This window comes from Rhizobium rhododendri (assembly GCF_007000325.2).
Lineage (GTDB): Bacteria > Pseudomonadota > Alphaproteobacteria > Rhizobiales > Rhizobiaceae > Rhizobium > Rhizobium rhododendri.
In genome coordinates this window covers 117,006-142,139 of record NZ_CP117268.1, presented here as the reverse complement: position 1 = coordinate 142,139, position 25,134 = coordinate 117,006, and the positions used below count along the sequence as shown (strand labels likewise).

At 61.8% G+C, this 25,134-nt stretch carries 21 protein-coding genes and 1 pseudogene; 7 read left to right on the top strand and 15 right to left on the bottom strand.

Going from position 1 to position 25,134, the window contains the following annotated elements; all coding sequences use genetic code 11:
• Positions 1 to 277: 277 nt before the first annotated feature.
• Positions 278 to 1,765 carry a DHA2 family efflux MFS transporter permease subunit gene (locus PR018_RS18470; protein WP_142831002.1) on the top strand — a complete coding sequence of 496 codons (1,488 nt, stop codon included), beginning with the start codon at positions 278 to 280 and terminating at the stop codon, positions 1,763 to 1,765.
• A 41-nt stretch (positions 1,766 to 1,806) separates the two neighbouring features.
• Here PR018_RS18470 and PR018_RS28480 read toward each other — a convergent pair.
• A pseudogene (locus PR018_RS28480) lies at positions 1,807 to 3,350 on the bottom strand (putative bifunctional diguanylate cyclase/phosphodiesterase).
• Between the two features lie 543 nt (positions 3,351 to 3,893).
• Positions 3,894 to 5,012, bottom strand: a complete 1,119-nt coding sequence (locus PR018_RS18460; protein ID WP_142830867.1) for a porin — start codon at positions 5,010 to 5,012, stop codon at positions 3,894 to 3,896.
• Positions 5,013 to 5,498: 486 nt separating this feature from the next.
• Here PR018_RS18460 and PR018_RS18455 point away from each other — a divergent pair, with 486 nt between their 5' ends.
• From PR018_RS18455 to PR018_RS18445, 3 genes are read left to right on the top strand one after another with little or no spacing between them, the layout of a single operon-like run.
• Positions 5,499 to 7,211: an ATP-grasp domain-containing protein gene (locus tag PR018_RS18455; protein ID WP_202617190.1), complete on the top strand. Its 1,713-nt coding sequence runs from the start codon at positions 5,499 to 5,501 to the stop codon at positions 7,209 to 7,211.
• A gap of 34 nt (positions 7,212 to 7,245) precedes the next feature.
• Complete coding sequence (locus PR018_RS18450) at positions 7,246 to 8,790, top strand: hypothetical protein (RefSeq protein ID WP_142830865.1); 1,545 nt, start codon at positions 7,246 to 7,248, stop codon at positions 8,788 to 8,790.
• Positions 8,790 to 10,250 carry a pyridoxal phosphate-dependent decarboxylase family protein gene (locus PR018_RS18445; protein WP_142830863.1) on the top strand — a complete coding sequence of 487 codons (1,461 nt, stop codon included), beginning with the start codon at positions 8,790 to 8,792 and terminating at the stop codon, positions 10,248 to 10,250. Before PR018_RS18450 ends, PR018_RS18445 begins: the two co-directional genes overlap by 1 nt.
• Positions 10,251 to 10,351: 101 nt before the next feature.
• On the opposite strand, the gene PR018_RS18440 is transcribed toward PR018_RS18445, so the two are convergent.
• The 6 genes from PR018_RS18440 to PR018_RS18415 form a co-directional block, all read right to left on the bottom strand.
• Positions 10,352 to 11,236 carry an MBL fold metallo-hydrolase gene (locus PR018_RS18440; RefSeq protein WP_142830861.1) on the bottom strand — a complete coding sequence of 295 codons (885 nt, stop codon included), beginning with the start codon at positions 11,234 to 11,236 and terminating at the stop codon, positions 10,352 to 10,354.
• Between the two features lie 102 nt (positions 11,237 to 11,338).
• On the bottom strand, positions 11,339 to 11,557 hold the full coding sequence (locus PR018_RS18435) for a hypothetical protein (RefSeq protein ID WP_142830859.1): 219 nt from the start codon (positions 11,555 to 11,557) through the stop codon (positions 11,339 to 11,341).
• 22 nt (positions 11,558 to 11,579) lie between these two features.
• Complete coding sequence (locus PR018_RS18430; RefSeq protein ID WP_142830857.1) at positions 11,580 to 13,523, bottom strand: hypothetical protein; 1,944 nt, start codon at positions 13,521 to 13,523, stop codon at positions 11,580 to 11,582.
• 169 nt (positions 13,524 to 13,692) lie between these two features.
• Positions 13,693 to 14,481 (bottom strand): transporter substrate-binding domain-containing protein, encoded by a 789-nt coding sequence (locus PR018_RS18425; protein WP_142830855.1) that lies wholly within the window; start codon positions 14,479 to 14,481, stop codon positions 13,693 to 13,695.
• Positions 14,482 to 14,577: 96 nt separating this feature from the next.
• Positions 14,578 to 15,237 carry an amino acid ABC transporter permease gene (locus tag PR018_RS18420; protein ID WP_142830853.1) on the bottom strand — a complete coding sequence of 220 codons (660 nt, stop codon included), beginning with the start codon at positions 15,235 to 15,237 and terminating at the stop codon, positions 14,578 to 14,580.
• A gap of 2 nt (positions 15,238 to 15,239) precedes the next feature.
• Positions 15,240 to 16,094, bottom strand: a complete 855-nt coding sequence (locus PR018_RS18415) for an amino acid ABC transporter ATP-binding protein (RefSeq protein ID WP_142830851.1) — start codon at positions 16,092 to 16,094, stop codon at positions 15,240 to 15,242.
• Between the two features lie 352 nt (positions 16,095 to 16,446).
• Here PR018_RS18415 and PR018_RS18410 point away from each other — a divergent pair, with 352 nt between their 5' ends.
• The gene (locus PR018_RS18410; protein WP_142830849.1) at positions 16,447 to 17,625 is read left to right on the top strand and encodes a M24 family metallopeptidase; all 1,179 of its coding nucleotides are present in this window, start codon (positions 16,447 to 16,449) and stop codon (positions 17,623 to 17,625) included.
• A gap of 54 nt (positions 17,626 to 17,679) precedes the next feature.
• On the opposite strand, the gene PR018_RS18405 is transcribed toward PR018_RS18410, so the two are convergent.
• The 7 genes from PR018_RS18405 to pxpB all read right to left on the bottom strand — a co-directional run bounded on the left by PR018_RS18405 (position 17,680) and on the right by pxpB (position 23,274).
• Complete coding sequence (locus tag PR018_RS18405) at positions 17,680 to 18,093, bottom strand: VOC family protein (RefSeq protein ID WP_142830847.1); 414 nt, start codon at positions 18,091 to 18,093, stop codon at positions 17,680 to 17,682.
• A gap of 41 nt (positions 18,094 to 18,134) precedes the next feature.
• A complete protein-coding gene (locus PR018_RS18400; protein WP_142830845.1) occupies positions 18,135 to 19,301 on the bottom strand; it encodes a M24 family metallopeptidase in 1,167 nt (388 codons plus the stop codon).
• Between the two features lie 74 nt (positions 19,302 to 19,375).
• Positions 19,376 to 20,011 (bottom strand): GntR family transcriptional regulator, encoded by a 636-nt coding sequence (locus tag PR018_RS18395; RefSeq protein WP_142830843.1) that lies wholly within the window; start codon positions 20,009 to 20,011, stop codon positions 19,376 to 19,378.
• A complete protein-coding gene (locus PR018_RS18390) occupies positions 20,008 to 20,955 on the bottom strand; it encodes an NAD(P)-dependent oxidoreductase (protein WP_142830841.1) in 948 nt (315 codons plus the stop codon). The genes PR018_RS18395 and PR018_RS18390 overlap by 4 nt, the downstream gene beginning before the upstream one ends.
• Positions 20,952 to 21,596 (bottom strand): GntR family transcriptional regulator, encoded by a 645-nt coding sequence (locus PR018_RS18385; RefSeq protein WP_142830839.1) that lies wholly within the window; start codon positions 21,594 to 21,596, stop codon positions 20,952 to 20,954. Before PR018_RS18385 ends, PR018_RS18390 begins: the two co-directional genes overlap by 4 nt.
• On the bottom strand, positions 21,593 to 22,564 hold the full coding sequence (locus tag PR018_RS18380; RefSeq protein ID WP_142830837.1) for a 5-oxoprolinase subunit C family protein: 972 nt from the start codon (positions 22,562 to 22,564) through the stop codon (positions 21,593 to 21,595). Before PR018_RS18380 ends, PR018_RS18385 begins: the two co-directional genes overlap by 4 nt.
• Positions 22,561 to 23,274, bottom strand: a complete 714-nt coding sequence (gene pxpB / locus PR018_RS18375) for a 5-oxoprolinase subunit PxpB (RefSeq protein ID WP_142830835.1) — start codon at positions 23,272 to 23,274, stop codon at positions 22,561 to 22,563. The genes PR018_RS18380 and pxpB overlap by 4 nt, the downstream gene beginning before the upstream one ends.
• 183 nt (positions 23,275 to 23,457) lie before the next feature.
• Here pxpB and PR018_RS18370 point away from each other — a divergent pair, with 183 nt between their 5' ends.
• Complete coding sequence (locus PR018_RS18370) at positions 23,458 to 24,231, top strand: LamB/YcsF family protein (protein ID WP_142830833.1); 774 nt, start codon at positions 23,458 to 23,460, stop codon at positions 24,229 to 24,231.
• A gap of 14 nt (positions 24,232 to 24,245) precedes the next feature.
• On the top strand, positions 24,246 to 25,100 hold the full coding sequence (locus PR018_RS18365; RefSeq protein ID WP_142830831.1) for a D-amino-acid transaminase: 855 nt from the start codon (positions 24,246 to 24,248) through the stop codon (positions 25,098 to 25,100).
• Positions 25,101 to 25,134: the final 34 nt, after the last annotated feature.

Sequence of the window (25,134 nt, the reverse complement as noted above, 5' to 3'; positions counted from 1 at the left end):
CAACGGCGAACGCTGATAAAATGGTTCGCGAACTTGACGATATGGAACGACGACCGCCGTTAGCAAGATTGAAAATCAAATCCGTCCGCCACCGGACGTAGCCGTAAGATAGCCCGGACCCCGTTGACGCGTCAGATCGCCATCGCCGCCCCTCCATTGCCAACGGCCATGATCCGACCATATCAATCATCGCGCACGAACGGCGTGCGGAGGATCGAAAGTGAGCCAATCTCAAGTGACTGCAACCGGCACGGCCACCTGGCTGGGCTTTATCGTCATGTGTGTCGGCATGTTCATGGCGATCCTCGATGTCCAGGTGGTGGCGACATCCCTGCCGACCATCCAGAGCGCACTCGATATTCCTCAGGATCAGATGAGCTGGGTGCAGACCGCCTATCTCATCGCGGAGGTGATTGCGATCCCGTTGACCGGCGTGTTGACGCGTACCCTGACGATGCGCTGGCTGTTCGTGCTTGCCGTCACGGTGTTCACGCTCTCCTCGGCCGGTTGTGCCGCCAGCGACAGCTTTTCGGAGTTGATAGCCTGGCGGGTGCTGCAGGGTTTTTCCGGAGGCACGCTGATTCCGGCTGTTTTTTCTGCCGTCTTCATCCTGTTCCCGGTAGCGCGGCAGGGTATAGCCACCACCATCGCCGGCGTTCTTGCCGTTCTCGCCCCGACGGTCGGCCCGGTCGTCGGCGGCTGGATCACCGAAACATATTCCTGGCACTGGCTGTTTCTGATCAACATCATTCCAGGCATCCTGTCGGCCGGTATCGCCGGCTTCCTGCTGCCGAAGTCGACGATGCGCTTGGGCACGTTGAGACCTCTGGACCTCGTGTCGCTGCTCGCGATGGCCGTGGCACTCGCGGCCCTCGAAATTGCCCTCAAAGAAGCCCCGCAGCGCGGATGGCTGTCCGGCCTCGTGCTGGGCCTGCTGGTGATCAGCCTCGCCAGCCTTTCGATGTTCGTGCGCCGGACATTGAAAGCCGGGGTGTCCATCGTCGACCTCGGAAGCTTCGCCGACCGGTCGTTCCTGGTCGGCTGCATCCTGAGCTTCGTGCTCGGCATCGGACTGTTTGGATCGGTTTATCTGATGCCGGTTTTCCTGGCGTTCGTGCGCGGTCACAATGCGCTCGAAATCGGCACGATCATGCTGGTCACGGGCGTGGCCCAACTGCTGACAGCGCCGATCGCCGTCTTTCTCGAGCAGCGCGTCGGGGCGCGACTTCTCTCCGCAGCAGGGTTCACACTGTTTGCCGTCGGCCTCGGGATGAGCGCGTTCCAGACACCCGACAGCGATTCCGCCGCGATGTTCTGGCCCCAGGTCATCCGTGGCGTGGCGATCATGTTCTGCCTGCTGCCACCGACGCGCCTTGCCCTCGGCAACCTGCCCGAAAGCCGCGTTCCCGACGCCAGCGGTCTTTTCAATCTGATGCGCAACCTCGGCGGCGCTATCGGCCTCGCTTTGATCGACACGGTGATCTACGGCCGCTCGCCGGGCCACGGTACGGCATTGATGGAAAAGCTTGCCGCCGGAGACGTAGCCACGGCGACCTATGTCGGCATACCGCTCGACATGTTCACCTCTCGCCCGTCAGGACCTATCGACGACGCCACCCGATCCATGCTGCAGCCATTGGTCGAGAAGGCAGCCCTCACCCAGTCCATCAATGAGGCATGGACAATGGTGGCGATCCTGACCCTCGCCGCCCTGGCCTGCGTGCCCTTTGCCATCAGGGTTCGCTCGGAGACAAAACGGAACTAGGAGCATGACCCCGTCGTGCCCGTGAGATCGTATCTCAGAAGTCAGCGGGAAGACGATGTCTCCTGCCGCTCGTTCGCGAGGATGGGCTGGGCTATCGCTTGCGGCTTGCCAAGCAGGTAGCCTTGGCCGATGTCACAGCCCAGGACCTGCAGCCGCTGGAGCTGGCTCTCCTGCTCGATGCCTTCCGCCGTGATCTTGACGCCGAGCCCGCTTCCCAGCGAGATGATTGCCCTGACGACCTTGTCCTGCTTGTCGCTGTTTTCGAAGGTCGCGACGAAGCTCCTGTCGATCTTGATCTTGTCGAACTGAAATGCGGACAGTTGGGATAGGCTGGAATAGCCGGTGCCGAAATCATCCAGCGCGATTTTGATGCCGGCCTTGGTGAACTGATCGAGGACATAGCGGGCCGCCTCGGGATCCTGGATGAGCGCGCTTTCCGTCACCTCCAGTTCCAGCCGGTGGACGGGAAGGCCGACCTCTCCTAGAACTTGCATCAGGCGAAGCCCCAGCAGCCTGTCGCTGAGCTGGACGGGAGAGATGTTGAACGACAGCACGGTATCAACGGGCCAGGACAGAGCATCCCGGCAGGCCGTTCGAAAGAGACTGTCGGTCAGTTCGACAATCAGGCCGCTATCCTCGGCGAGCGGAATGAAGTCGCTGGGCGGAATGAATTGACCCGGCGAGACCTCCCATCGCGCAAGCGCCTCGTAACCGACGATCTCCCGGGTCTTGAGATCGACCAGCGGCTGGTAATGCGGACGGATTTTCCCGCCTTCATGGCGCGCTTCAGATCGGCTTCCATCTGGACGCGCTTTTCAAGCTCCGTCTGCATGGCGGGTACGAAGGTCCTGACGCCGTTGCGGCCTGCTTTCTTCGCGGCATACATCGCGCAGTCGGATTGCTGGATAGCCTCCGCCAAGGTGGCGCTATCCTCGGGGATCCGCGCGATGCCGACGCTGGCACCCACGTCGACGTTTGCAGCGTTGATTGATATCGGCTTCGAGATATTGCTGACGATGCGGTTTCCCACCGCGATAAGATCGGGATTTCCCATCCTCTCCGTGATGACAAGGAACTCGTCGCCGCCCAGGCGATAGACGTTGGCATCCGGAAAAATGTAGCGAAGCCGCTCCGCCACGATCTTCAGTACCTGATCGCCGTAATCGTGGCCGAGAAGGTCGTTGATCTTCTTGAAGCCATCTAGGTCGATGCTGAAGACTGCGTATCCATCCTTGCAGGCAAGGTTTTCTCGTGTCGCCGCATCCGCGCCGAGAAAACGCCTGTTGGGGAGCTCGGTCAGGGGATCGTGGCAGGCAATCCAGTCGACATTTTTCTCGGCGGCATGTCTCCGGCGAATTTCTTCCGCCATGTCCTTTATGCGGACCAGCGAATAGATCAGACCCAGGGCGCCGCCGATATTCAGGGCCGTAAAGACCTCATCGAAATCGTATTTCTCGTTTTCGCGGAAAAATGTATCGAGGGCCTCGTGCCCGTTGTAATGAACGGCCAGCCCGTAGATCACCAGGAATGTCGCAATCCAGAGGATTGCTTCGACTTTGGCGCGATTTCGGCGCAGTGATTGCACAGAGCTACTCCCGGAGACGGAAAATGGCTTCATGCCGATCGTCGGAATACATCTCCCGCCGCTGTTTATGCATTTTGCCGAATATATATTGCAGCGGGGTTAAAGTGTTTCGTCGGAGAAAGATGGTCATTTCCGGCGCAAGCTGGTCGCCGATAGCCAACATACCGTTGGAGGCAGCTTTGCAGAAGGCCCGAGGTTCACCCGGATCTAGCGGGGAGAAAGAGGCCTGGCCAGGGAGACCAGGCCTCCGCCATTGGAGGTCAATCCAATTGGTGTGCTACGTTGAGCGGCAGGGAATGTCGCGCGTAGCATCGTTACTGTTAGCCTAGCATAAGTTTTCGGCAACGCATTCCTGCGCTAGCAGCACGACCAGGATCACATCTTCTGCGAGACGTGGCTGCTTGTGCACATTAATAAAACGGCGTGCGTCATGGCGTTCAGCAAAGCCGCCGCGGTGGCACGCCGGTCATGCGTTGTGAACCACAAAAAACATGGCCCGACAAAAGCCGGGCCATGCTCAGACTGCTTTAAAGAAGCTGTCTATTAGAAGCTGCGCTGGAAACGCAGGATACCAGCCCAGGAGTGTTCGTTTGTCGAATCCCAGTTGGTGTATTCGACTTCAGGCTCGACGGTCAGGCCCTTGACTGGCTGGAACTTGACGTTTGCAGCAGCGGCAAAGATCTTCGAGTCTGTGTAGGCGACCTGAACGTTGGCCTTGAGCTTGTCGTTGATGGTTGCAGAACCACCGCCCCAGACTGCCCAGTCACCCCAGCCGCAAAGCTCTTCCTTGTTCGCAGGGCAAGCACCGTCGGTAACATAGCCCGAAGCGTACTTGTTGAGCTTGTCGCCGTCTGTGTTCCAGCCGCCCATCAGGAATGCCGAGAAGGTGCCGAAATCGGCATCGACGCGAGCCTTGATGGCGCCTTCTTTGACGATCGAGTCGTAGCCGCCGACAACCTTGATGCCCCATGCGCCCGACTTGAAGCCGAAGCCCAGAACGCCGTCTGGAACGTACTGGTCGTTCTTGGAGATCTGCCAGCTTTTGCCGTTGCTCTGGGTGAAGCTGGAGTCGTAGTAGGTGTCGCCGCTCGAATTGCTGTCTTCGATCGAAGCGAGAGCCGTGAAGCCATTGCCCGGATCAAACGTGTAGGTCAGCTGGTTGAGTTCGGTGTTCGTCGGTCCAGGGCCGTAGGAAACCACGTCGTCCTGGATGATGTCGCCAGCATAGCCCGGATAGGACGAGAACTGCGAGTCGGCCTTGCCGACGAGGAAGCCGCCGAGGCTGATGTTGGCAAACAGCAGCTTTGTGGAGTTGTCGCCTTCCTGCGAATCCCAACGCATGACCATGTCGGTCTTCAGCGCGCCGTATTCGGTGTCGCTGGCAGTGTCGAGGCTGAGTTCAGCGCGGGTGTGCCAAAGCGTGCCGATCTTGTGATCAGGCTGGTAGGCATCTTTCCACTCGCCTTCAGTACGAACCATGCCACCGATCTTCAGGCAGGTTTCCGTGCCTGGAATGTAGAAGTAACCGGCGCCGTAGGCATCGCAAATGCGAACATATTCGAGCGGTTCCGGCTCAGCTGCAACAATTGCGTCCGCTGCATTGGCAGCCGAGAATGCCGAGAGGGCGGCAGCCGATGCAAGGAGAAGACCCTTAATCATCATCTTTAAAATCCATTTCTTCGGTGCAGGTCGCTTGTATCGAGAGGGTCGATACGGTCTGAAGCCTGCTAGGTGGGAGCCTGTTTTATCCGGAGCTTTCGCCCGTGGACCAAGGCTATGGCGAAAGGGTGCGGCCGCACAACTTCCGTCTCGCCAAACGGGGCCGCTGGAAGAGCCGATTTCCAGCGACGCGGCTGTGAAAACACATTTAGAAAACGGCTAGCACGACTACGTTTTGTAATAGTCACCCGGAAGACGCATTTCGGGCCCTTGAGCCCTCCGACCGGACATGGGGGGAAGGCCGTCCTTGCGAATCGCGAACGAGCAGAGCGCGCGCTTTGAAACGCGGCGATCCGATCGTTCGTCAGCTCAGGCAGCCCGGACAAGGCTCGCGCAAGCGCTGGGAGCGAATATCGTGACAACATGTATCTGAAAGCGGAACCACGCCGGGCAAGGCGGGGCGCGCCGCATAGTGGAAGGCTTGAGAGTTTGATTGGTGCAGCGGCCCAGATCCAGACATTTGCGGACCCCAACCTGATCATCGGCAAGGCGCCGATCGTGCGGGCGATCTATGAACAGAGAGACATCACGCCCCTCTGGAACCAGCTGCTGGAGCGGGCTTCTGCCGATCTCGGCGACGCTGCCGCCTTCATGGATGCCTCGATCGTCCTGCATACGGTGGGCGAGAAGGAAAAGGCCGTCATCAGCCAGAAGGCTGCCCTCGATATCAGCCGCCAGTACCGGATCCAGAATGGCAAGGGCACAGGCCTGGACATTCTGGTGTTCATGACGGCTGGCGATTTCATGGCAAATACGCCGATCGAGTTTCTGCTCGAGCATTCGGATACCAACCTCCTGCTCTATTACGTCGACGCGGAAACCCGGGATCTCTCCGATATCCCGGCACATGACGTCGCCTTCGTCGCGGTTGGTGAATCCACGGACAATCTCCCGGTCCTCGAAAACCTCAAGCGGCTTTTGCGCGACTGGTCGGGACCGATCCTGAACAATGCGCCGCAGTCCATCATGGATCTTTCCAGGGATGGCGTTTCCAATGCCTTCAGGGACGAGCGCTGGGTTCTCGCGCCTGCAACCGTTCGCGTCGATCGTCAAAAGCTTCAGCGGCTCGCTGCTGGCGAGATCGAACTGGGCTCCATCCTCGACGCAACGAGCTTTCCGATCATCGTCCGGCCACACGGCACGCATGCGGGCAAGGGCATGGAGAAAATCTCGGCCCGCTGGGAGCTTTCGGGCTATCTCGCCGCGCACGCCGACACCGAATTCTACCTGACGCCCTTCATCGACTACAGCGACGAGGACGGAAAGTTCCGCAAACAGCGCATCGCGTTCATCAATGGCAAGGCCTATGCCAGCCACCTGGCGATTTCCGACCACTGGATGGTCCATTACCTCAGCGCCGGCATGGCTGAGCATGCGGAGCGTCGCGAGGAAGAAGGCCGCTGGATGGCCAATTTCGACACCGACTTCGCCGTCCGCCACGCAGCAGCCTTCGACGCCCTGCATCGCCGCTTCGGGCTTGACTACTTCGCCATCGATTGCGCCGAGTTGTCGGACGGACGTCTGCTGATGTTCGAAGCCGACGTCGCCATGATCGTCCACTCGATGGATTCCGAAAAGGTCTTCCCCTACAAGAAGCAGGCGACGACCAAGCTATTCGCAGCCTTCGAAGGCGCCCTGAGAGATCGCATGCTGCGCGCGACCTCCGCCTCCGACGTCACCTGTGCCCATACGGGAAAACCGGCTGTCTACCAAAGGACTGACGACGACTGCCTGATCTGCGCGCTGGCGATGTTTACCGGCAGGACCTACGAAGACATCCAGGACATGGCGATAAAAAGCGACCCCCGGTTCCCTCTGGGCGGGCCTATGAGCCACTCCATCATGCGCGGCGTCGCCAACGCATGCGGCCTCGTGCTGCTCAGTGGTATCTACATGCTGTGGGACAAGCCCGGGATCATCGGCGTCGTCTCACCGACGGTCCCCGACACCGGGCATGCGGTCTTCTGGGACGGCGAGAAGATCATCGACCCCGGCTCGAGCGCACGCGTCGACCGCGCATATGTCGACCGTTGCGGGCTGGAGTTCACCCAGCGCGCCCGTGATCTTGCGCCGCTGATCCAGCACGAAATGCAAATCTCCTATATCGCCGGCGCCGTGGCGGTCGACGAGCCGATCCTCTGAAGCCGTCGTTCGCAGCCAAATTACGGAGACCATCATGGCTGCAAGTCAGCGTCTAATCCTACCGATGCCAGTCGACCCGTCATCGAGGCCGGCTAAAACAGCGCTTCTCGGGCAGTCGCTCGCCTCCGTTCCGCTGCTACTCGGGGCTGGCGGCGACCAACGCATTTCGCCCGATCCCGTCCATCGACGGAACCGCTACGGCACACTGACGACGCCCGCCGAGCACGAAATTTCGTTCTCGTCGACGACGGCCAGCAACGTATCAGGCGACGGGTTCCGCGCGGCCGGGATCGCTCTCGAGCGGCTCGTCGATCGCCAGTCAGCAGATCCGGTTGCGATCGACCGATGGTTTGCCGATATCCGTAAGGGCATCGCCACCAGCCTTGGCTGTACCGACGCCACGATCATTCTGGCAGCCTCCGGGACAGACGCGGAGTTGATGGCCCTTTGCCTGTTTGCAGGGCTTTCCGCGCGGCCCCTCACCAATATTCTCGTTGCGCCGGAAGAGACCGGCAGCGGCGTGCCCCGGGCTGCATCCGGATGCCACTATTCGGATCTTGCTGCCCTCGGCAGCACCGTCGAAGCCGGAAAGCCGCTGGAAGGCCTGGATCCCGAGCGGATCGAGGTGTGCACCGTGGCCATCCGCAACGGCGAAGGCGAACCGCGTCGTCAGGAGGAGATCGACGATGCCATGATCGCCGCCGTCGAACGGGAGCTGAAACGCGACCGCGACGTGCTCGTCCATGTGCTCGATACATCGAAGACAGGCCTGTCCGGCGTGACGCGGCAGGCAGCCCGGCATGCGGCTTTGCTTGCCCCCGGCCGCGTGCATGTGATCGTCGATGCCTGCCAGTTCCGCTGCTCGGCGTCCGATATCCGGCAGGATCTTGCCGACGGTTTTCTCGTCGTACTGACTGGCTCGAAATTTGTCGGGGGCCCACCCTTTTCCGGCGCTCTCCTCGTGCCGACGTCTCTCGGGGAGGCCCTCGCCACCAGAAGCGCTATTCCTTCCGGCCTCTCGGCCTACACGGCAGCCCATGACTGGCCATCGGCACTTCGGGAAAAGATGGATTTCACATTCGGCTCGCACTTCAATCTCGGTCTCGGCCTTCGATGGGTGGCGGCCTCTGCCGCCCTCGATCGCTACGCCGTCATCCAGGACGACGAGCAGGCGCTCATCAAGGCCCATTTCGTGAAACTGGTGCGCGCCCGTATCGACAGCGTCGCCGGTATCCGCCTGCATGCCAACGATGAGGGCGCCCATCTCGACGCAAGAACGATCGTGCCCTTCACGATCTCCAACCGCACCGGCGGCTTTGCCTCCTTCGAGCACTCGCAGATGATCCACCTGCTCATGCGCGAGCGCGACGACGGTCCGGTTTGCCATCTTGGCCAAGCCGTCCGGCTTGGATCTCGCACGGTCCTCAGGGTCGCGGCTTCAGCGGCCGACGTGCTTGATGTCTCGGCCCGCATGGCAGCTGCTCTGCCGTTGCACCAGGCATTCCATCCGGTGGAATCGCGGCTCGATGCGGTGTTCGACAAGCTGGCGGCCGTCCTTCACCATGTCCGGGCTCTCTGATGCCGGAAGCGGATACGCGCGGCGATAGAACGGCTGAGCGCTCCAGCCTCGACCCGCTGGACTGGAGTGAATTTCGCGCGCTCGCCCACGGCATGCTGGACGACATGATCAGCCATATCGAGACCGTCCGGCAGCGACCGGTTTGGCAACCGCCGGCAGCCGAAACGCGCGCCCGGTTTGCCCGTCCGTTGCCTGCAGACCCTCGCGAACTCGGCGACATCCTCGATGACGTGCGCACCCACATCCTTCCCTTCGCCACCGGCAACCTGCATCCGCTGTTCATGGGCTGGGTCCATGGCGCGGGTACGCCCGTCGGTATGGTGGCCGAGATCGTCGCCGCCGGAATGAACCTTAATTGTGGCGGCCGCGACCATATCGGACTGGAGGTCGAGCACCAGATCGTCCGCTGGATGAGCGAGGCCCTCGGCTATCCCCAAGGCGCCAGCGGCCTGTTTCTCACCGGCTCTTCCATGGCCAACTTCCTGGCTGTGATCATCGCCAGAACGGAGGCGCTCGGCCATTCCGTCCGCCAAAACGGCTTGCGGAATCGGGACCGACAACTCGTCGCCTATACCTCGAGCGAAGCCCATGGCTGCATTGCCCAGGCGATGGAGCTTTCCGGCATAGGCTCGGCCAATTTGCGAACGGTGACTGTCGACGCTGACGGACGAATGCAGACCAGCGTTTTGCGCACCATGATCGACGCCGACCGGGCCGCCGGACACCTGCCGTTTCTCGTCGTCGGCACCGCCGGCACCGTCAATACCGGGGCCATCGATCCGCTTTCTGCCATAGCCGACATCGCTGTCCAGGAAAATCTATGGTTCCACGTCGACGGCGCTATCGGCGCTTTGGCAGTGCTTTCGCACGATCTGCGAGAGCTGTTTGCGGGCATCGAGAAATCAGCCTCTGTGGCGCTGGACTTTCACAAATGGGGCCATGTTCCCTATGATGCCGGGTTTCTGCTGGTCAGGGACGGCGCCGCCCACAAGCGGGCCTTCGCCCAGCCGGCGGCCTATCTCCAGCGCGCCGATCGCGGCCTTGCGGCCGGTGAGACCTGGCCCTGCGATCTCGGCCCCGATCTGTCGCGCGGCTTTCGAGCGCTCAAGACCTGGATGACGATCGAAACGCTCGGCACGGAGCGCATCGGCAGTTCCATTGCGCATACCTGCGAACTGGCATCCCATCTTGCCCACCATATCGAGCGGCACACGCTGCTGGAACTCAGGGCACCGGTCGCCTTGAACATCGTCTGCTTCGGTGTTCGCGGGGCAGGTTCCGATTTTGTCCGGGATCTGGTGCTCGACCTCCAGCAATCCGGCCTGGCTGCCCCGTCCTGGACGACGGTCGGCGGCGAGCTGGCAGTGCGCTGCGCAATCGTCAACCACAGGACGACATCCGCCGATATCGACGCCTTCATCGACATCATCGACAGATACCTGGCCGGCAAAGGCTACTGAAACGGCTGTCTGAGCGAGGTGGAATGCAGGAAAGTACCCGCATTCCAGACCACGCCGCCTCGGCTTTTGGTAAACCTAGGCGTGGAGCCGGCTAAACATGTTTACTTTTGCGGCTTCCAGGCGAAGTGATCGCCTACCGCCACGATGTGGCCGACACCGGGAAACGGAAAGTGGGGTGCAAAGATCAGCTCGTCATCCTTGGCGAGTTGCGACAGGATTTCCCGGCGGCTGACCTTGCCCTCGACTGCATCGTTGTCAAAGCCCATCGCCCAATCGGGCTCGGCTAGCGATACAATGGAGCTATGGGCTGTGTCACCGATGTCCAGAAGCCGTTTATTGCCGGAGACGATCTGATAGCCGACATGACCCGGGGTGTGTCCCTTGATCGGCACGGAGGTGATGCCCTCGGCAACGCTGTCTCCCGGTGCGAAGGTCTTCACCTTGGGCGTGATGGCGGTCACCAGCGCAGCCATCTTCGGCTGGGTCTGCAGCCACGTCCAGTCGGGCGCTGAAATGCGGATCGTCGCGTTGGCGAATGCAAGAGAACCGTCTGCCTTTACCAGTCCGCCGATGTGATCGCCGTGAACGTGGGTGATCAGCACGTCGGAAATATCCTCCGGCTTGCTCCCGGCCTTGGCGAGGCTTTCCAGCAGAACACCGTGCGCCGATGGCCCAAGGCCGGTATCGATCAGGATTTTCTGGCTGCCGGACTGCACAAGAAGCCCGTCGACACTGAGCGTAACGCGGTCCGTCGGCTGTCCGGCTGCCTTCAGCACCTTGGAAACGGCCTCCGGTCCGATCCCGACGCCAAAAAGCTTGCCGTCATTGGCTGCAACGAACTGAGCATCCCGCAGCGCGGTCACCTTGATGCTGCCGATGGTGAATGTCTTGGCCGCAGGTTCGGCCGAAACCGGCCCGGTCTCTATCGCAAAGGCTTGTCCGGCAACGGAGGCGCTCAACATTGCCAGGAGTGAAAGTGCTTTCATCGGTGTTCTCCTCTTCACGAATGGCCTTCAAGGCTTGCAGCGTGTGATTGCCCGACTGTGGTAGCCTCTGCCACCTCGCCGCGCAACCCGGGAAACGAGGCCCTAGCCGTCGAGGAAACCGGAGGCCACGTCGGCCGTGCTGCTGACGGCAACAGCCAGATCGACCTCTTTTACGACCGTTGCGCCGGCCGTCCTTAGATCGTTCGCTTGCTTGAGCGCTCCGGAAGTCGGTGCGGCAAGAGCGGTCACTGTCCCCGCAGCAAGATCCGCGATCCACAAGCCGTCTTCCCCTGGCAGTCCGAATACGACCACTTTCGCCATCGATGTTCCCTCTCGTGTCTGCCTAAAATCCAGCTTTTCGCAGGCCTTCGCGATACAGATCTTTCTGCCACTGTTCTTTCATGGCGATGACTGAAAGCCACTTATCCACATCGAAATCAGGATTGCTCTGCCGCGCCTTGCGCACGAAGGAACGCGCCTTCCTGATGTCGCCGAGCATCGCCCAGCAGGCCGCAGAGAGCCTATTGGTAAGGCTCTTGTCGTGCGTCATGGCGATATAGGCCAGGGCAGCCTCGAAATTCAAGAGGCAGTAGCTGGCACCGGCGGCAGTCCAAAGGTAGGTGTCAGGTGTCAGCGGGTTGAGGTCGATGGCATTGACTATTTTTTCCATCGCCGCCGCCGGCTGCGAATAATGAACCAGCGTATCGGCATGGTCGGCGATAATATCGGCATTGTGCGGGCTGAGCTTCTCGGCAAGCTTCATCGCCTCGACGCTCTCGTCGAGGTCCCCCTGCAGCAGCCTGACCACTCCCAACTCGCGATACCCTCCGCCGAGATCTGCACCGGCAGCAATCGCCTTGGTGGAAAACTCCGCAGCCGAGGCCAGCAATTCCTGGTCGCCGCGCGCCGTGAGCAACCATTCCTTGGAATAGGTGCGCGCGATACCGCTCAGCGCCGGAGCAAAATGCGGGTTGGTTTGCAGCGCGGACCGGAATTCCCGACGGGCCCGGCGCAGATTCGGCAATGTCAGATCCTTGAGATGACGCTGCCCAACCAGATAGCTGTGATAGGCCTCCGGGCTGGCCTCGAAATAAGCCCGTGACAGCTCGTCCCGCTCAATCTGCGAGGCAACGGTCACCGCGATACGCTTGGAAATTTCCCGCCTTTGCCGCGTCAGGTTGGAGGCATCGAGGCTGAAACGTTCAGCCCAGACGATCTCGTCATTGGCAAAGGAGATCAGCTGGGCAAAGAGCGAAACCTCCTCGTCGTAGCTGATCCGGGTATCGAGGATATAGGAAATGGAATGGCGGGCGAATGTCGCAGCCTTGTCCGGATCGCGGGAAAACTGGCTGGCCGTGTGGGGGGCGATCACGCGCACGCTTTTCAGGGCGCCGAAACCGATCGTGATGTCCTCGACAAGGGAGGCCGCAAGCAGCGTCGCGACAATATTTCCGCCGTCGAGTTGCGGCGGCAGAAGTGCCAGACGCGGCAGCTTGAGATGGCCGCCGCCGTAGGGAGACAGGAACGGCGACGGGCGAGCCAGCAGCAACGCGCGGGCCTCCGCAAACTGCTTGTTGAACATCCGGCCCGCCAGATCCAGCGAAAGCAGGTCTTGTCCCGCATCCGCAGAGCCGGATGGCGTCTCCTCCTTCAGGCTCGCGCCGGATGACAAACCCTCCAGGCTACCCTCGCTCCCCGAGCATTCGAGAAGGAAGCGCTGGACCTCTTCGTCCTGAGGGTAGAGCGTGAATAGGCGGAGCGCGGCTGTCCGCATCACGTCGTCGCAGCCCCGGGCCGAGAGCATCGGCAAGGCGCGTTTGAACGCCCGCAGCAACCGGTCTGAACAGCCCTTGCGTTTTTCCTCGACCCAGGCGTCGAGCAGCGTATCCATGGGCACGAAGTCCTGGAGAAACTCCGGACCAATGACATTCAACATCCGGTGCAGGGAGCGGACCGCGTCCTCGTCTTCCAGAGTGTCGATGGATGTGAGGTCGAAATCGAGCGAGCCGATCTCCACGCGAATTGTCTTGTCGGTAAACGTCAGGAATTCGACACCGAGTTCGAGCTGCCTGTCCTTGATCCGGGAGATGAGCTTGCGCATGTTGGCGAGCAGGCCGGATTGACTTGAGCCACTCCACAGTAACGCGGCCACATCTTCGCGCTTTGCTTCCATCTGCTTGGTATCAAGAAGATAACAGAGCGCTAAAAGAGCTTTTTCAGGAAAAGAAACATCACCGACGCGATCAACAAGTCTTAAGCGACCGAAGGTATGCAGTTTGAACTTCATGGTTGCTTTCCACAAGTCTCTGTCTGTCAGGATATATAACCTGTTCACACGATACGGCTTTCAAGGCAAGGTAATGATCGATCTCTTTTGTTTTAAATTATTGACGATAGAGATCGCTGCTACGGCAAAACCGCTGCAGCGACCTGCTAGGCGATGTCGGCAGTGAGCCTTACTGGATAGTCCTGATGGGATTCTTCGGCGCTGGATCGAAGCCGACGAGATCTGTCGTCAGCTTGGCATAGGTGCCGTCGGCAACCATCTCGGCCAGAGCCTTGTTGACGGCCTTGACGAGTTCAGGCTTGCCTTTCTTGACCGCAAAACCCTTCTGGATATGGCTGATGGCTTCCGGAAGCACCTCGAGCGGCATCTTCGCCGACTTGATCATGTAGCCGGCCCCGATGGCGTCGGTGATCTCGGCGTCGATGTTGCCGTTGAGGAGATCCTGGATGCCGTCCGTCTCGGCCTTATAGGCCTTGACCGTGGCGCCCTTGTCTTCTGCCAGCTTGGCGAAGGTCGAGGATGCCAGCGCCCCGACGGATTTGCCCTTGAGATCGGCAGGCGTCTTGATGGCGGAGCCCTTCGGAACGACCACAGCCGCGCCGGATTCGAGCCAGCCATCGGCAAAGACGACCTGCTTCTGGCGCTCGGGCGTGATATCCATGGCGTCGCTGGTGATATCATACTGGTCGGCCTGCAACCCGATCAACAGCGATTCCCACTTGATGATGACCGGTGTGTATTCGAGACCGAGACGTTTGGAAATCTCCTTCATGACGCGGATTTCCAGGCCGTCGAGGCTGCCATCGGCACCACGCATGCTGAACGGCGGAAAGGTGCCCTCGGTAGCCACCAGCAATTTGCCGGGTTGCAGCAGTTCGAGATCGGCGGCCGAAGCCGGAGCGTGAGTGGAAAAGGCGGCCGCTGCGGCAAGCGCAAGGGCGATAAGCTGGCGTTTCATGACTGTTCCCTTCATTTTTCTTGATCGATATCCCCTGTCGTTTGCAACCGGGGTCAGTTTCTTCGGGCATGGCGCACGAGGAATAGGCAGGGTGCCTCAGCTGTTCACCGCGTAGCGGCGCTCCAGCCAGGCGGCAAGCTGGGTCAGGATCGTCGTCAGCAGCAGGTAGATGACCGCAACCGCAATGTAGAAATCGAACGGGCGGAAGGTCATCGCGATCAGCGTCTGGGCGTAGAGCGTCAATTCCACAACCGTAATTGTCGACAGCAACGAGGTATTCTTCAGCGTCGAGATCGCCTCGTTGGTGAGCGACGGCAGAACGATGCGGAAGACCTGCGGCAAGACGATCGTCCGCATCGTGGCAGCCTGGCTGAAGCCGATCGCCAGTGCGGATTCGGTCTGCCCGCGCGGGATCGCCATGAGGCCGCTGCGGATGATTTCAGCCACATACGCGCCGCTGTTTATGCCGAGCGCCAGCACGCCGGCGGTAAACGGCGACAACCGGATCCCGACCTGCGGAAAGCCGAAATAGACGATGAATATCTGGATGATCGTCGGCGTGCCGCGAATGAACCAGATGTAGAAGGCCGTGACCGAGCGAACGGCACGCCATTTCGACCGCTGGCCGAGGGCTGCGAGCAGACCGCAAATCCAGCTGACGACAATGGTGAGGATCGTCAGCCAGAAGACGGTCCAGGATGCCATCAGGAAGCCGGATCCGTAAAGACGGACATCCCCCAGGAAATCAGCCAGCATCATCATGCTCCCTCGATAGTTTCAGCAGGCGCGGAGCCATAGGCCAGGCCATCGTGAAGGATGCGATGGAGGAACTGCCGCAGCCGGTCGCTGCCGGGGTTGCGCAGAATATCGCGCGACCCCGTTTCGGCGATAACGCCCTTGTCGAAAAACAGGACGCGGGACGACACGTCGCGCGCAAAGGCAATCTCGTGGGTCACCAGGAGCATCGTCATGCCCTCGGCGGCAAGCGAGGCCATCAGCACGAGAACCTCGTGCACCAGTTCGGGATCGAGGGCCGAGGTCACCTCGTCGAACAGCATCAGACGCGGTTTCATCGCCAGCGCCCGGACGATGGCGACGCGCTGCTGCTGGCCGCCGGAAAGCCGGGACGGATAGCTGTGGCGCTTGTCGTAGAGACCGATGCGCGACAGCAGTGCCTCCGCCTCTTCGACGGCCTGTGCCTTGGGAAGCTTCAACAGTTTCATCGGCGCATGGATGACGTTTTCGAGCACCGTCATGTGCGGCCAGAGATTGTAGCTCTGGAAGACCATGCCGACGCGGGTCCGCAGCGACTGCATCTGCGCCGGAGTCGGAAGAAAACGCGATTCCGTGCGGAAATCGAAAGACAGTTCCTCGAACTTCAGGAAGCCGGATTGCGGCATCTCGAGGCCGTTGATCGAGCGCAGGAAAGTGCTTTTGCCGGAGCCGCTGGCGCCAATGATCGAAACCACCTCGCCGGGCTCGACCGCAAGCGAAACACCCTTCAGGACCTCGTTGTCGCCAAAGCTCTTTCGGATGTCCTTGAGGACCAGAAGCGGTGTCGTGGGGGGCGGTGTAGCTTGGCCAGCAATTGCCGTCTCGGAAATGTCTGTCATCGTTCGGTTACCCAATACTCTCACCCCGGGAATGGCTCTAAGCCTGTTGCCGGGATTGCCTTTGCCTTACCGCCCACAGGAAGGGTATTCAGTATACCGCTGGAATTCAAGAACTGATTTCATACATTTACCAGCCGGCCCGTCATCAGACTGTTCTGATTGATTAAAATTTCACCCGGCCCATTAAATAATCAATTGAAGAAGCTCCGAGGTTTGACTTGGGAACACAATTGGTGTACCCAATTTCCGTGCCGGTGAAGTTTCGACGTTTTGCCAATCCGCCGCCGCCCTGAATGCGTAGGATCTGCGAACGCAGCCACTGGCGCCATGGTCCGCCGACAGGAGTTTGACGATGAGCCGCTATTTCCCGCTGCACGAATATCAAAGCCGGTGGGACAGGGTGCTGGAGGTCATGCGGGCGCACGACTTCGAGACGGCGGTCGTCTTCGGACGTGGCGGCGGGACCACCGATAATTGCGGCGACATCCTCTATCTTTCGAACCACTACGCTATCAGCGGCGGCACGGATTCGCTGATCTGGTCGGCGCGTTCGTTCTCGGGCATCATTCTTCAACAGGGCAAGGAGCCGCAGCTCCACATCGACGAACCCGAGGTTCGAACCGATCTCGTCTCCATCTCCGACGCGCATTGTTCGAACCATCCCTTCCGCAGCGTGGCGAAGGCGTTGAACGACAGGGGCATCACGGGCCGCGTGGCGCTGGTCGGTACACAGTTCATCCCGATGAAATTCTACCAGCAACTGCTCGAGGTAGCGCCCGGTATCGACTGGGTGCCCGCAGACGACCTGGTGCGCGCCGCGCGGCGGATCAAGAGCCCGCTTGAGCTGGAGTGCTATCGCATCGGCGGCGAGACGGCCACGGCCGGGCTCAATCGCCTGATGGAGGGTCTGACGTCGGGCCTTTCAGAGCGGGAAGCGGCCGGCGAGGCAGCCCGCGAAGTGGTGCGGCGAGGCGGCCGGCTGCAGATGATCGGCACCAACCACGGCGAAACCCTCGGCTTCGACCAGCGCTTTCCGTTAACAGGCTACAGCGCCGATACGCCGAAGCCGGGCGATATCGTAACCGGCACGCTGCACGGCGCCTTTTACCAGGGTTACTATCTCGACCCCGGCCGTACTGGCGTGCGCGGCAGGCCGACCGCCGACCAGCGGAGGCTGATCGAGGCAGCGGCAAACATCGTCCATCGCCTGTCCGACATGATGCGCCCCGGAACGAAGCTTCTGGACGTCGCTGCCGAAGGCGACCGCCTGACAGCTGCCTTTGGCGGATCGGTCTCGCCGATCATGAAGAATTTCCCGTTCTACGGGCACGGGATAGGCCTCGGCTTCGAACAGCCGCGGATCTCGACTGTCATGTCGCAGCCGGACGATGTCGTCGACGAAAACATGGTGTTCGGTGTCGAAGCATTCCTATCACTCGATGGGGTCGGGGCCGCGTTCTTCGAAGACATCCTGATTATCGGCGGACATGAAAACGAACTGCTGACCCGCTCGCCCGCATATTGGTGGTGAGCGCCTAATGCAATGACGGAAGAGCCGGCGGCCGGAGCCGCCGGTGGCTTGGCCTCAATGGGCGAAAACGCCGTCGAAATCCTTGAACCCCTTGACCTCGATCGGATTGCCGCTCGGATCGAAGAAGAACATCGTGCGCTGCTCGCCCGGCTCGCCTTCAAACCGTATGACCGGCGGTATGTCGAAAGCAATGCCCGCATGCTGCAGCCGTTCGGACAGCGCAAGCCAGGCATCGAGCGGCAGGACGACGCCGAGATGCGGCATCATTACCATGTGATCGCCCACCTTGCCGGTGCGGGTGACCTCGAACGGCTTGCCGAGATGCAGTGAAATCTGGTGTCCGAAAAAGTTGAAATCCACCCAGGTGTCGGTGGACCGGCCCTCTTCGCAGCCAAGCACGCCGCCATAGAACTGACGCGCCTCATCGAGATCGGTGACATGGTAGGCGAGATGGAAAAGCGAACGCATGGAGATGTCCTTTTCAGTGGTGCAACGGGGAGGAACCGGCTTTACCGGATGGTTAGATCGCGTGACAGGGTAGACAGAGGTTCGCAGCCTTCTTCGGTGACGATGACGGTTTCGGAAGCGCCGACCGTCCAGACGCCGTAGCTGCGCAAGGTCGCCGGCAGGTGAAACACCATGCCGGGCTCGATTATCCTATCCACGCCGGAAAACAGACTGAGCATGCCGCCCTCCCCCCAATCCGGAGCAAAGGCGACGCCCATGGAATAGCCGATCCGCTTACGGAATGCCGCGGTGTAGCCGCCATCGTCGATGACCCGCTGGGCTGCCTCGTGCGCCGCCGAGCACGGCACACCCGGCCTGACTTCATGCAGCGCAGCCTCGAGCGCATGAAGCGAGCAATCCATCATCCGCCGTGCTTCGACGGGTGGCCCGCCGATCCACACCATTCGCATCAGCGCGGCATGATAGCGGGCATGGCTGCCGGCTAGTTCGAGGAACACCGGATCGCCGACCTCGAGACGGCGGCGGCGCCACGTCATGTGCGGCAGGCCGCTGCGGGGCCCTGACGACACCAGCGGCTCCATCGCCATTGCCTCGGACCCTGCGCGCGTGGCCGCATCGAGCATGGCAGCGGCGATGGCATTTTCGTCAGTCCCGGCGCCGCAGGCCGCAATCCCGGCCGCAATCCCTGCCTGCGCGTAGGTGGCTGCCAGCCGGATGGCGGCAAGTTCCGCAGGCGACTTCACCGCCCGGAGAGGGGCAATGATGCCGGAACCGTCGATGAGCGCGTTCCCCCCCGTCCGGAGCGAGATCTCGTCTGCCAGGACCGGCGGCAGAAACCAGCCGCCGAGCTCGATAGCAGGCCGGTGAATGCCACGTTCGCGCAGGACCTCGGCCAGGACCGCCGCCGGCGCCTCGCCGTCCTGATAGACGACGATGTCGTTGAGCCAGGTATTGGCGATCGAGCCCACCAGTTCAAGCTGGCGAACCAGCAGTGTCGCCTCCCCCTCGACCGGCATGACCAGCGCCTGGAAGGCAAAATAGCCCGCAGTCTGGCGGCCGGTCAGCCAGAAGATGTTTTCGGGCGTCGTGACGATCAGCGCCCGGTGGCCGGCAGCAGCGATGGCCACCCGGGCGCGGTCCTGCCGCGCCTTGAACTCGCTCTCGGGGAACGAGGCCTCGCAACCTCGGAATTCGGCATAGTCAGGCATGTCACGGTACTCGGTTCAGGCATGTCGTCCCGGGATCGGGACGGAAGAACGGATGGTCAGACAGTGATGAACGCTCAGCGCGCGAGCCATTTCAGAAACCGGCTGCGGACGCTGTCGAAATGCGCCTCCATGGCAGCAGCGGCGGCATCCGCATCCTGCGCCTCGATGGCGTCGATGACGGCGATGTGCTCGGCAGCCTGTTCAGCGAACCGGTCATGGGTGCGCGTGATCGTGCAGCGGCGCGCGATGCTGCGCATTTCCTGCAGCATGCCGGGCAGAAGACGCAGACCGGCAGCTTCGGCGACGGCCTCGTGGAATGCGTCGTCGTCCATCCAGAAACGATCGAAGGCGACATCCTCGGCCTCGACATAGGCGCGCATGACCCGGCGCGCCTCGACAAGTGCCGCCGTCATCGGCCGCCCCGCCGCACGGGCTGCCGCCGCCCCTTCGAGGAGACGGCGGATCTGGATGATCTCCAGCAACTGCTCGACGGTGACCGGCAGGATCATCAGGGTGCCGTTGGTCAGGCGAGAGACCACGCCTTCCTTCTGGAGCCTCGAGATCGCGGCCCTGAGCGGCGTGCGGGAAATGCCGGATTCGACTGCCAGTGTCCGCTCGGTCAGCAGGTCGCCGGCCTTGATGGCACCTTCGAGGATGCGCTGCTTGATGTCCCGGTAGGCCTGCTGCGCCAGTGTTTCCTTGTCGCTCATCGGGATATCCTCAAGGGATCGTTGAGGGCGGTCGCCGGCCGCTCGCCGGAGAGAGCAGTCAACACGTTGCGGGCGGACCCGACGGCCACGCGGCGCAAGGCTTCTTGCGTCGCGCCACCGAGATGCGGCGTGAAAATCACTCGGCCGGTCGAGGCTAGCGGCCCAATCGGCGCGTCATGGCTATAGACATCGAGACCGGCTGCCGACACGCGTCCGGTATCGATGGCAGCGGCCAATGCTTCTTCGTCGACCAGTCCGGCGCGTGCGGTGTTGACCAGAATTGCACCATGCCTGATGAGCGAAAGCGCCCGTTCGCCGATGAGGTGCTTCGTCTCCGGGCGCAGCGGCGTATGGAGCGACACAAGGTCCGCCTGCTGCAATCCCGCCTCCAGCGTCGTCACGCGCTCGAAACCATCGATATCGGCGACGCGTGGCGAATAGACCAGCACCCGCATATCGAGTGCCGCCTTGAGCATATGTCCAAGACCGGCGCCGGTGGCGCCCCAGCCGACGATCAGCGCGGTCTTGCCGGAAAGTTCGGTGAACGTCTCGCGCTCGCGAAAACCATGGGCGCCGCCGCGTTCGCTACGGTCGGCGGCTGGAATACGCCGGGCGACAGCCAGCGCCAGCGCCAATGCCAGTTCGGACACCGACCGCGCATTGGCGCCCGGTGTGTTGCAGACAAGGATGCCCTTCTCGGAGGCTGCATCCTTATCGACCGCATCGTGGCCGGCGCCGTGCACGACGATGACGCGCAGGATGTCGCTGGCACCGATGGCCTCAGCCGAAAGGCCGGCGTCACGCGTGATCGCCGCATCGCAGCCGGAGATCATCCGTGCGACCGTTTCCATGTCCGGCTTCGGGCAGAGCACGGGTTCGACGCCGGCGCGGCGCAACAAATCCAGTCCATCGGCATGGACCGGCTGAACGACAAGGCATCTCATGCGCCGGTTCCTCCGGGGGGTAGCGCGAGCTTCTCGAGAACCGCGTCGCGTGCGTGGGTGACATGCTCGGCCATCAGCAGAGCTGCACGGTCGCCATCGCCGCTGCGCAAGGCTGCAAGAATTCCCAGATGCTCCTCGCAGCTTTTCAGGAAGCGGTCCGGCAGATGGGTGTGGTCGAACATGCAGGTCCGGCGGCGCAGGTCGGCAATTGTGGACACCATCATCTCGCTGCGGCTGGCCTCGGCGATAACCCGGTGGAGGTCGTCATCCACCCGTCTCTGCTCGTCTTCTTCGCCGGGACCTTCGTCGTGCAGGCGGCGGACCCGCAATTCGAGCGCCTCCAGCACCGCCGGTGGCAACGCGACCGCCTGCTGGGCACAATGGGATTCCAGCACCCGGCGCAGGAAGAAGATTTCCTCCACTTCGGCCGCCGTCAGCCTTCGCACCTTGAGGAAGCGACCATCCTGCACAGCCAGACCTTCGGCCTCGATACGCTTGATCGCTTCCCGCACCGGCGTCCGCGACATGTCGAGCGTTTCGCCCAGCTTCGCCTCCTGCAGCGCATCTCCCGGCGTCAGCGCGCCGGACAGGATCATTTCGATGATTTTGCCATAGGCCCGTTGGGCAAGCGGCTGGCTCATGACACTCTGCCTCCTGATCGATCGCTGCTTTCGGGCTTGACGGTGAGGTTGTCGAGGATGCCGCCTAGAAGATGTCTCTCGGCGACCAGCAATTCCTCGGCCTGTTCCTGCGCGATGCGGGCAAAGCGGATGGACCGGCCGCTGACCGCCTGCGCCAGGCGAGGCAGGTCGACGGAGGCCACCGTGGCAATCTTCGGATAGCCGCCGGTCGTCTGTCGCTCCGCCATCAGCACGATCAGCCTGCCGGACGACGGCACCTGGATCGAGCCGGCCGAGGTACCGTCCGAAACGATGTCATGCCCGCCGTCTGCTGCAATTGGCGGCCCGTCGAGCATCTGGGCCATGCGATCCCGCGCGGCCGACACCACGAACGATGCCTCGAGAAATGTCTCCACTGCAGCATTGGAAAAATAATCGTCCTGCGGCCCGCAGATGACGCGGATCGGGCCGCCACTGCGCCGAAAGGGCTGCCGAAGGGCAAGGTTGGGCAACGGGGCAGCGTCGCCGAGGGGCAACCGGTCGCCAATCTCCAGCCGCCGGCCTTCGTAGCCACCGAGCCCGGTGCGCAAATGGGTGGAACGCGATCCGAGAACCGGAACAGTATCGATGCCGCCCGAGATCGCCAGATATCCCCAGACGCAGTCGCGGAGCGCGTCGATGGCGAGCGTTATGCCGGGCAACAGGTGATGGCTTTCCCACGGGTGGACCTTGCTTCCATCGATGCTGACATCGACATCGCCACCGGTGACGGCAAAGCGAACAGGCCGGGTGACTGTAAAACGACCGCCGACGGCAGCAAACTCGAGCGCAGCCGATGTTGCGGGGTTGCCGACAAGGGCATTGGCGATACGAAACGACGGCCCGTCCATAGGGCCGGCACCGGAGACGCCGGCATGCTGCAGGCCTTTCCGCCCGAGATCCTGGACGGTCGTCATCGGTCCCGTGCCATGGATTTCGAGGAAGCTCATGACGTCGCCCCCTCCCCAGCAGCCGAGGTACGCTCGAACTGCGATGCCTCGTCTTCGCTGACGGGCCGGAAGCGGACCCGATCACCGGCACCGAGCAGGAAGGGCGTGGCGCGGGAGGGGTCGAACAGGCGAAGCAGCGTCCGGCCGATAAAGCGCCAGCCGCTCGGCCCGGGAACGGAATTGATGCTTGCCTGCTTGCCTCCGATACCGATGGCGCCGGCCTCGATCCTCTGGCGGGGCGTGGGCAGTCGCGGGGTGTGCAAAATCTCCGGCAGGCCGCCGAGATAGGCAAACCCTGGCGCAAAGCCTATCATGTAGACCCGGTATTCGACGGAGGAATGGAGCTCTATAAGCTGGGACACCGTCATCCCCTTCATGCCGGCAAGTTCCTGCAAATCCAGTCCCACCGCGCCGCCATAGACAACGGGGACGTCGAAGCGCTGCGGGTGGACGCTGCCAACTTCCAGCGCATCCAGCCGCTGCTGCAACGTCAGCGCCAGGCTGCGGCCTCGAACGACGGCGGGATCGTAGACCACCATCAGCGAGCGGTAGGTCGGCACCAGTTCCTCGACGCCATCCACCGGGCTGTCGGCCATGCTCGCGGCAAGCGCGATCACCCGTTCGCTGACGGCTTCGTTGATGGTATCCGCGAGCTCAACCGACAAGGCGCTATCGCCGCAAGCAAGAATGCGGGGAAACGTCTTCACCATTGTCTGCGGTCCCCTTCCGTCCATCCGAGTAAGGTGCGATTATCGGTTGTCATATTATATTGCTATTTCAGTATACCAACTGTATGTCAACCGAAAGTGCTTTTTCGCGCGACCGCCCGGTCGTAAACTGCGCATGACATCAGTCTGCTGGCCTGACGCCTATCCTGCAAGGAGATCCCAGCCATGGCAACCGTAGACCTCAATTGCGACATGGGCGAAAGTTTCGGCGCCTACAAGATCGGCGACGACAGCGCTATGCTGGAGGTGATTTCGACCGCCAACATTGCCTGCGGCTTTCACGCCGGCGATCCCGTAGTGATGCGCGATACGATCCTTGCCGCCAAGGCGCGGGGCGTGGCCATCGGCGCCCATCCGTCCTTCATGGATCTCTACGGCTTCGGCCGCCGTCGCATCTCGGGCGAACGGCCGGAAGATCTGGAAGCCCAGATCATCTACCAGATCGCCGCGATGCAGGGGATGGCAAGAGCGCTCGGCTGGCCGATGACCCACGTCAAGACCCATGGCTCGCTCGGCAACATGGCGGCGGACGATGCGGAGCTTGCGGACGTCTGCGTTCGCGCCATCAAGGCCGTCGACCCGTCTCTGGTGTTCGTCACCCTCCCCTATTCCGAGACGATGAAGGCGGCGGAATCCGTCGGCCTGCGGGTTGCCTGCGAGGTCTACGCGGACCGGACCTACGACGATACCGGCATGCTGACATCGCGGCAGAAGGAGGGCTCGGTCATCCACGACCTGCAACAGAGCGTCGACCAGGTCCTGTCTATGGTCCGGGATGGATTGATCCCCACCATCGGCGGCAGGATGCTGCCGGTCGAGGCTGCAACGATCTGCGTCCATGGCGACAATCCCAGCGCCGTCGCCATGGCCCGTGCCCTGCGTGCATCGCTTTCGGCACACGGCATCGATATCGCCCCTTTCGCAAAACCCGCTCTTTGACCGAGGACCCAAACTTGACCCGCATTGTTTATCTGAATGGCGACTGGCTTGCTGAAACCGACGCGAAAGTCTCCGTGTTCGACCGCGGCTTTCTGTTCGCCGATGCCATCTACGAAGTGACTGCCGTGATCGGTGGCAAGCTGATCGACTACCAGGGCCACTCCGCCCGCCTGCAGCGCTCGCTGTCCGAACTCGATATCGCCTGCCCGCTGTCCGAGACCGCACTGCTTTCCGTGCATCGGGAACTCGTCAGCCGGAATGGGCTCGACGAGGGGCTGATCTATCTGCAGATCAGCCGCGGTCCTGCCGACCGCGATTTCGCCTTTCCGGCAAAACCGGAGCCGACCATCGTGCTCTTTACCCAGGCAAAACCGGTGCTCGCCAATCCCCGCAACGAGACGGGGATCGCGGTTGCCACCGTTCCGGACTGGCGGTGGGAGCGCCGCGATATCAAGACCGTCCAGCTGCTTTACCCTTCAATGGCAAAGATGGAAGCGATGCGGCGCGGCGCCGACGATGCCTGGCTGGTGGAGGACGGGCTCGTCACCGAGGCCAGCTCTGCAACGGCGCATATCGTCAAGACCGATGGCACGCTGGTAACTCGTGGCCTCTCCCACGCGATCCTGCACGGAATTACCCGGGCAAGCATCATCGACCTTGCGCGTGGCGCGGGCATTGCCGTCGAGGAGCGTGGGTTCAGCGTCGAGGAAGCCAAGCAGGCTGCAGAGGCTTTCGTGACGTCCGCGACCAATTTCGCAACGCCGGTGGTCAGGATCGACGACACGACGATCGGCGATGGCAGGCCCGGCCCGATTTGCCGGCAGCTGCGCGACCTCTACACGGCAAGCCGCCTTTCCACGGCGATCTGACCGTCATTCAACCGAAAAGGCTGTCGCGATTGCT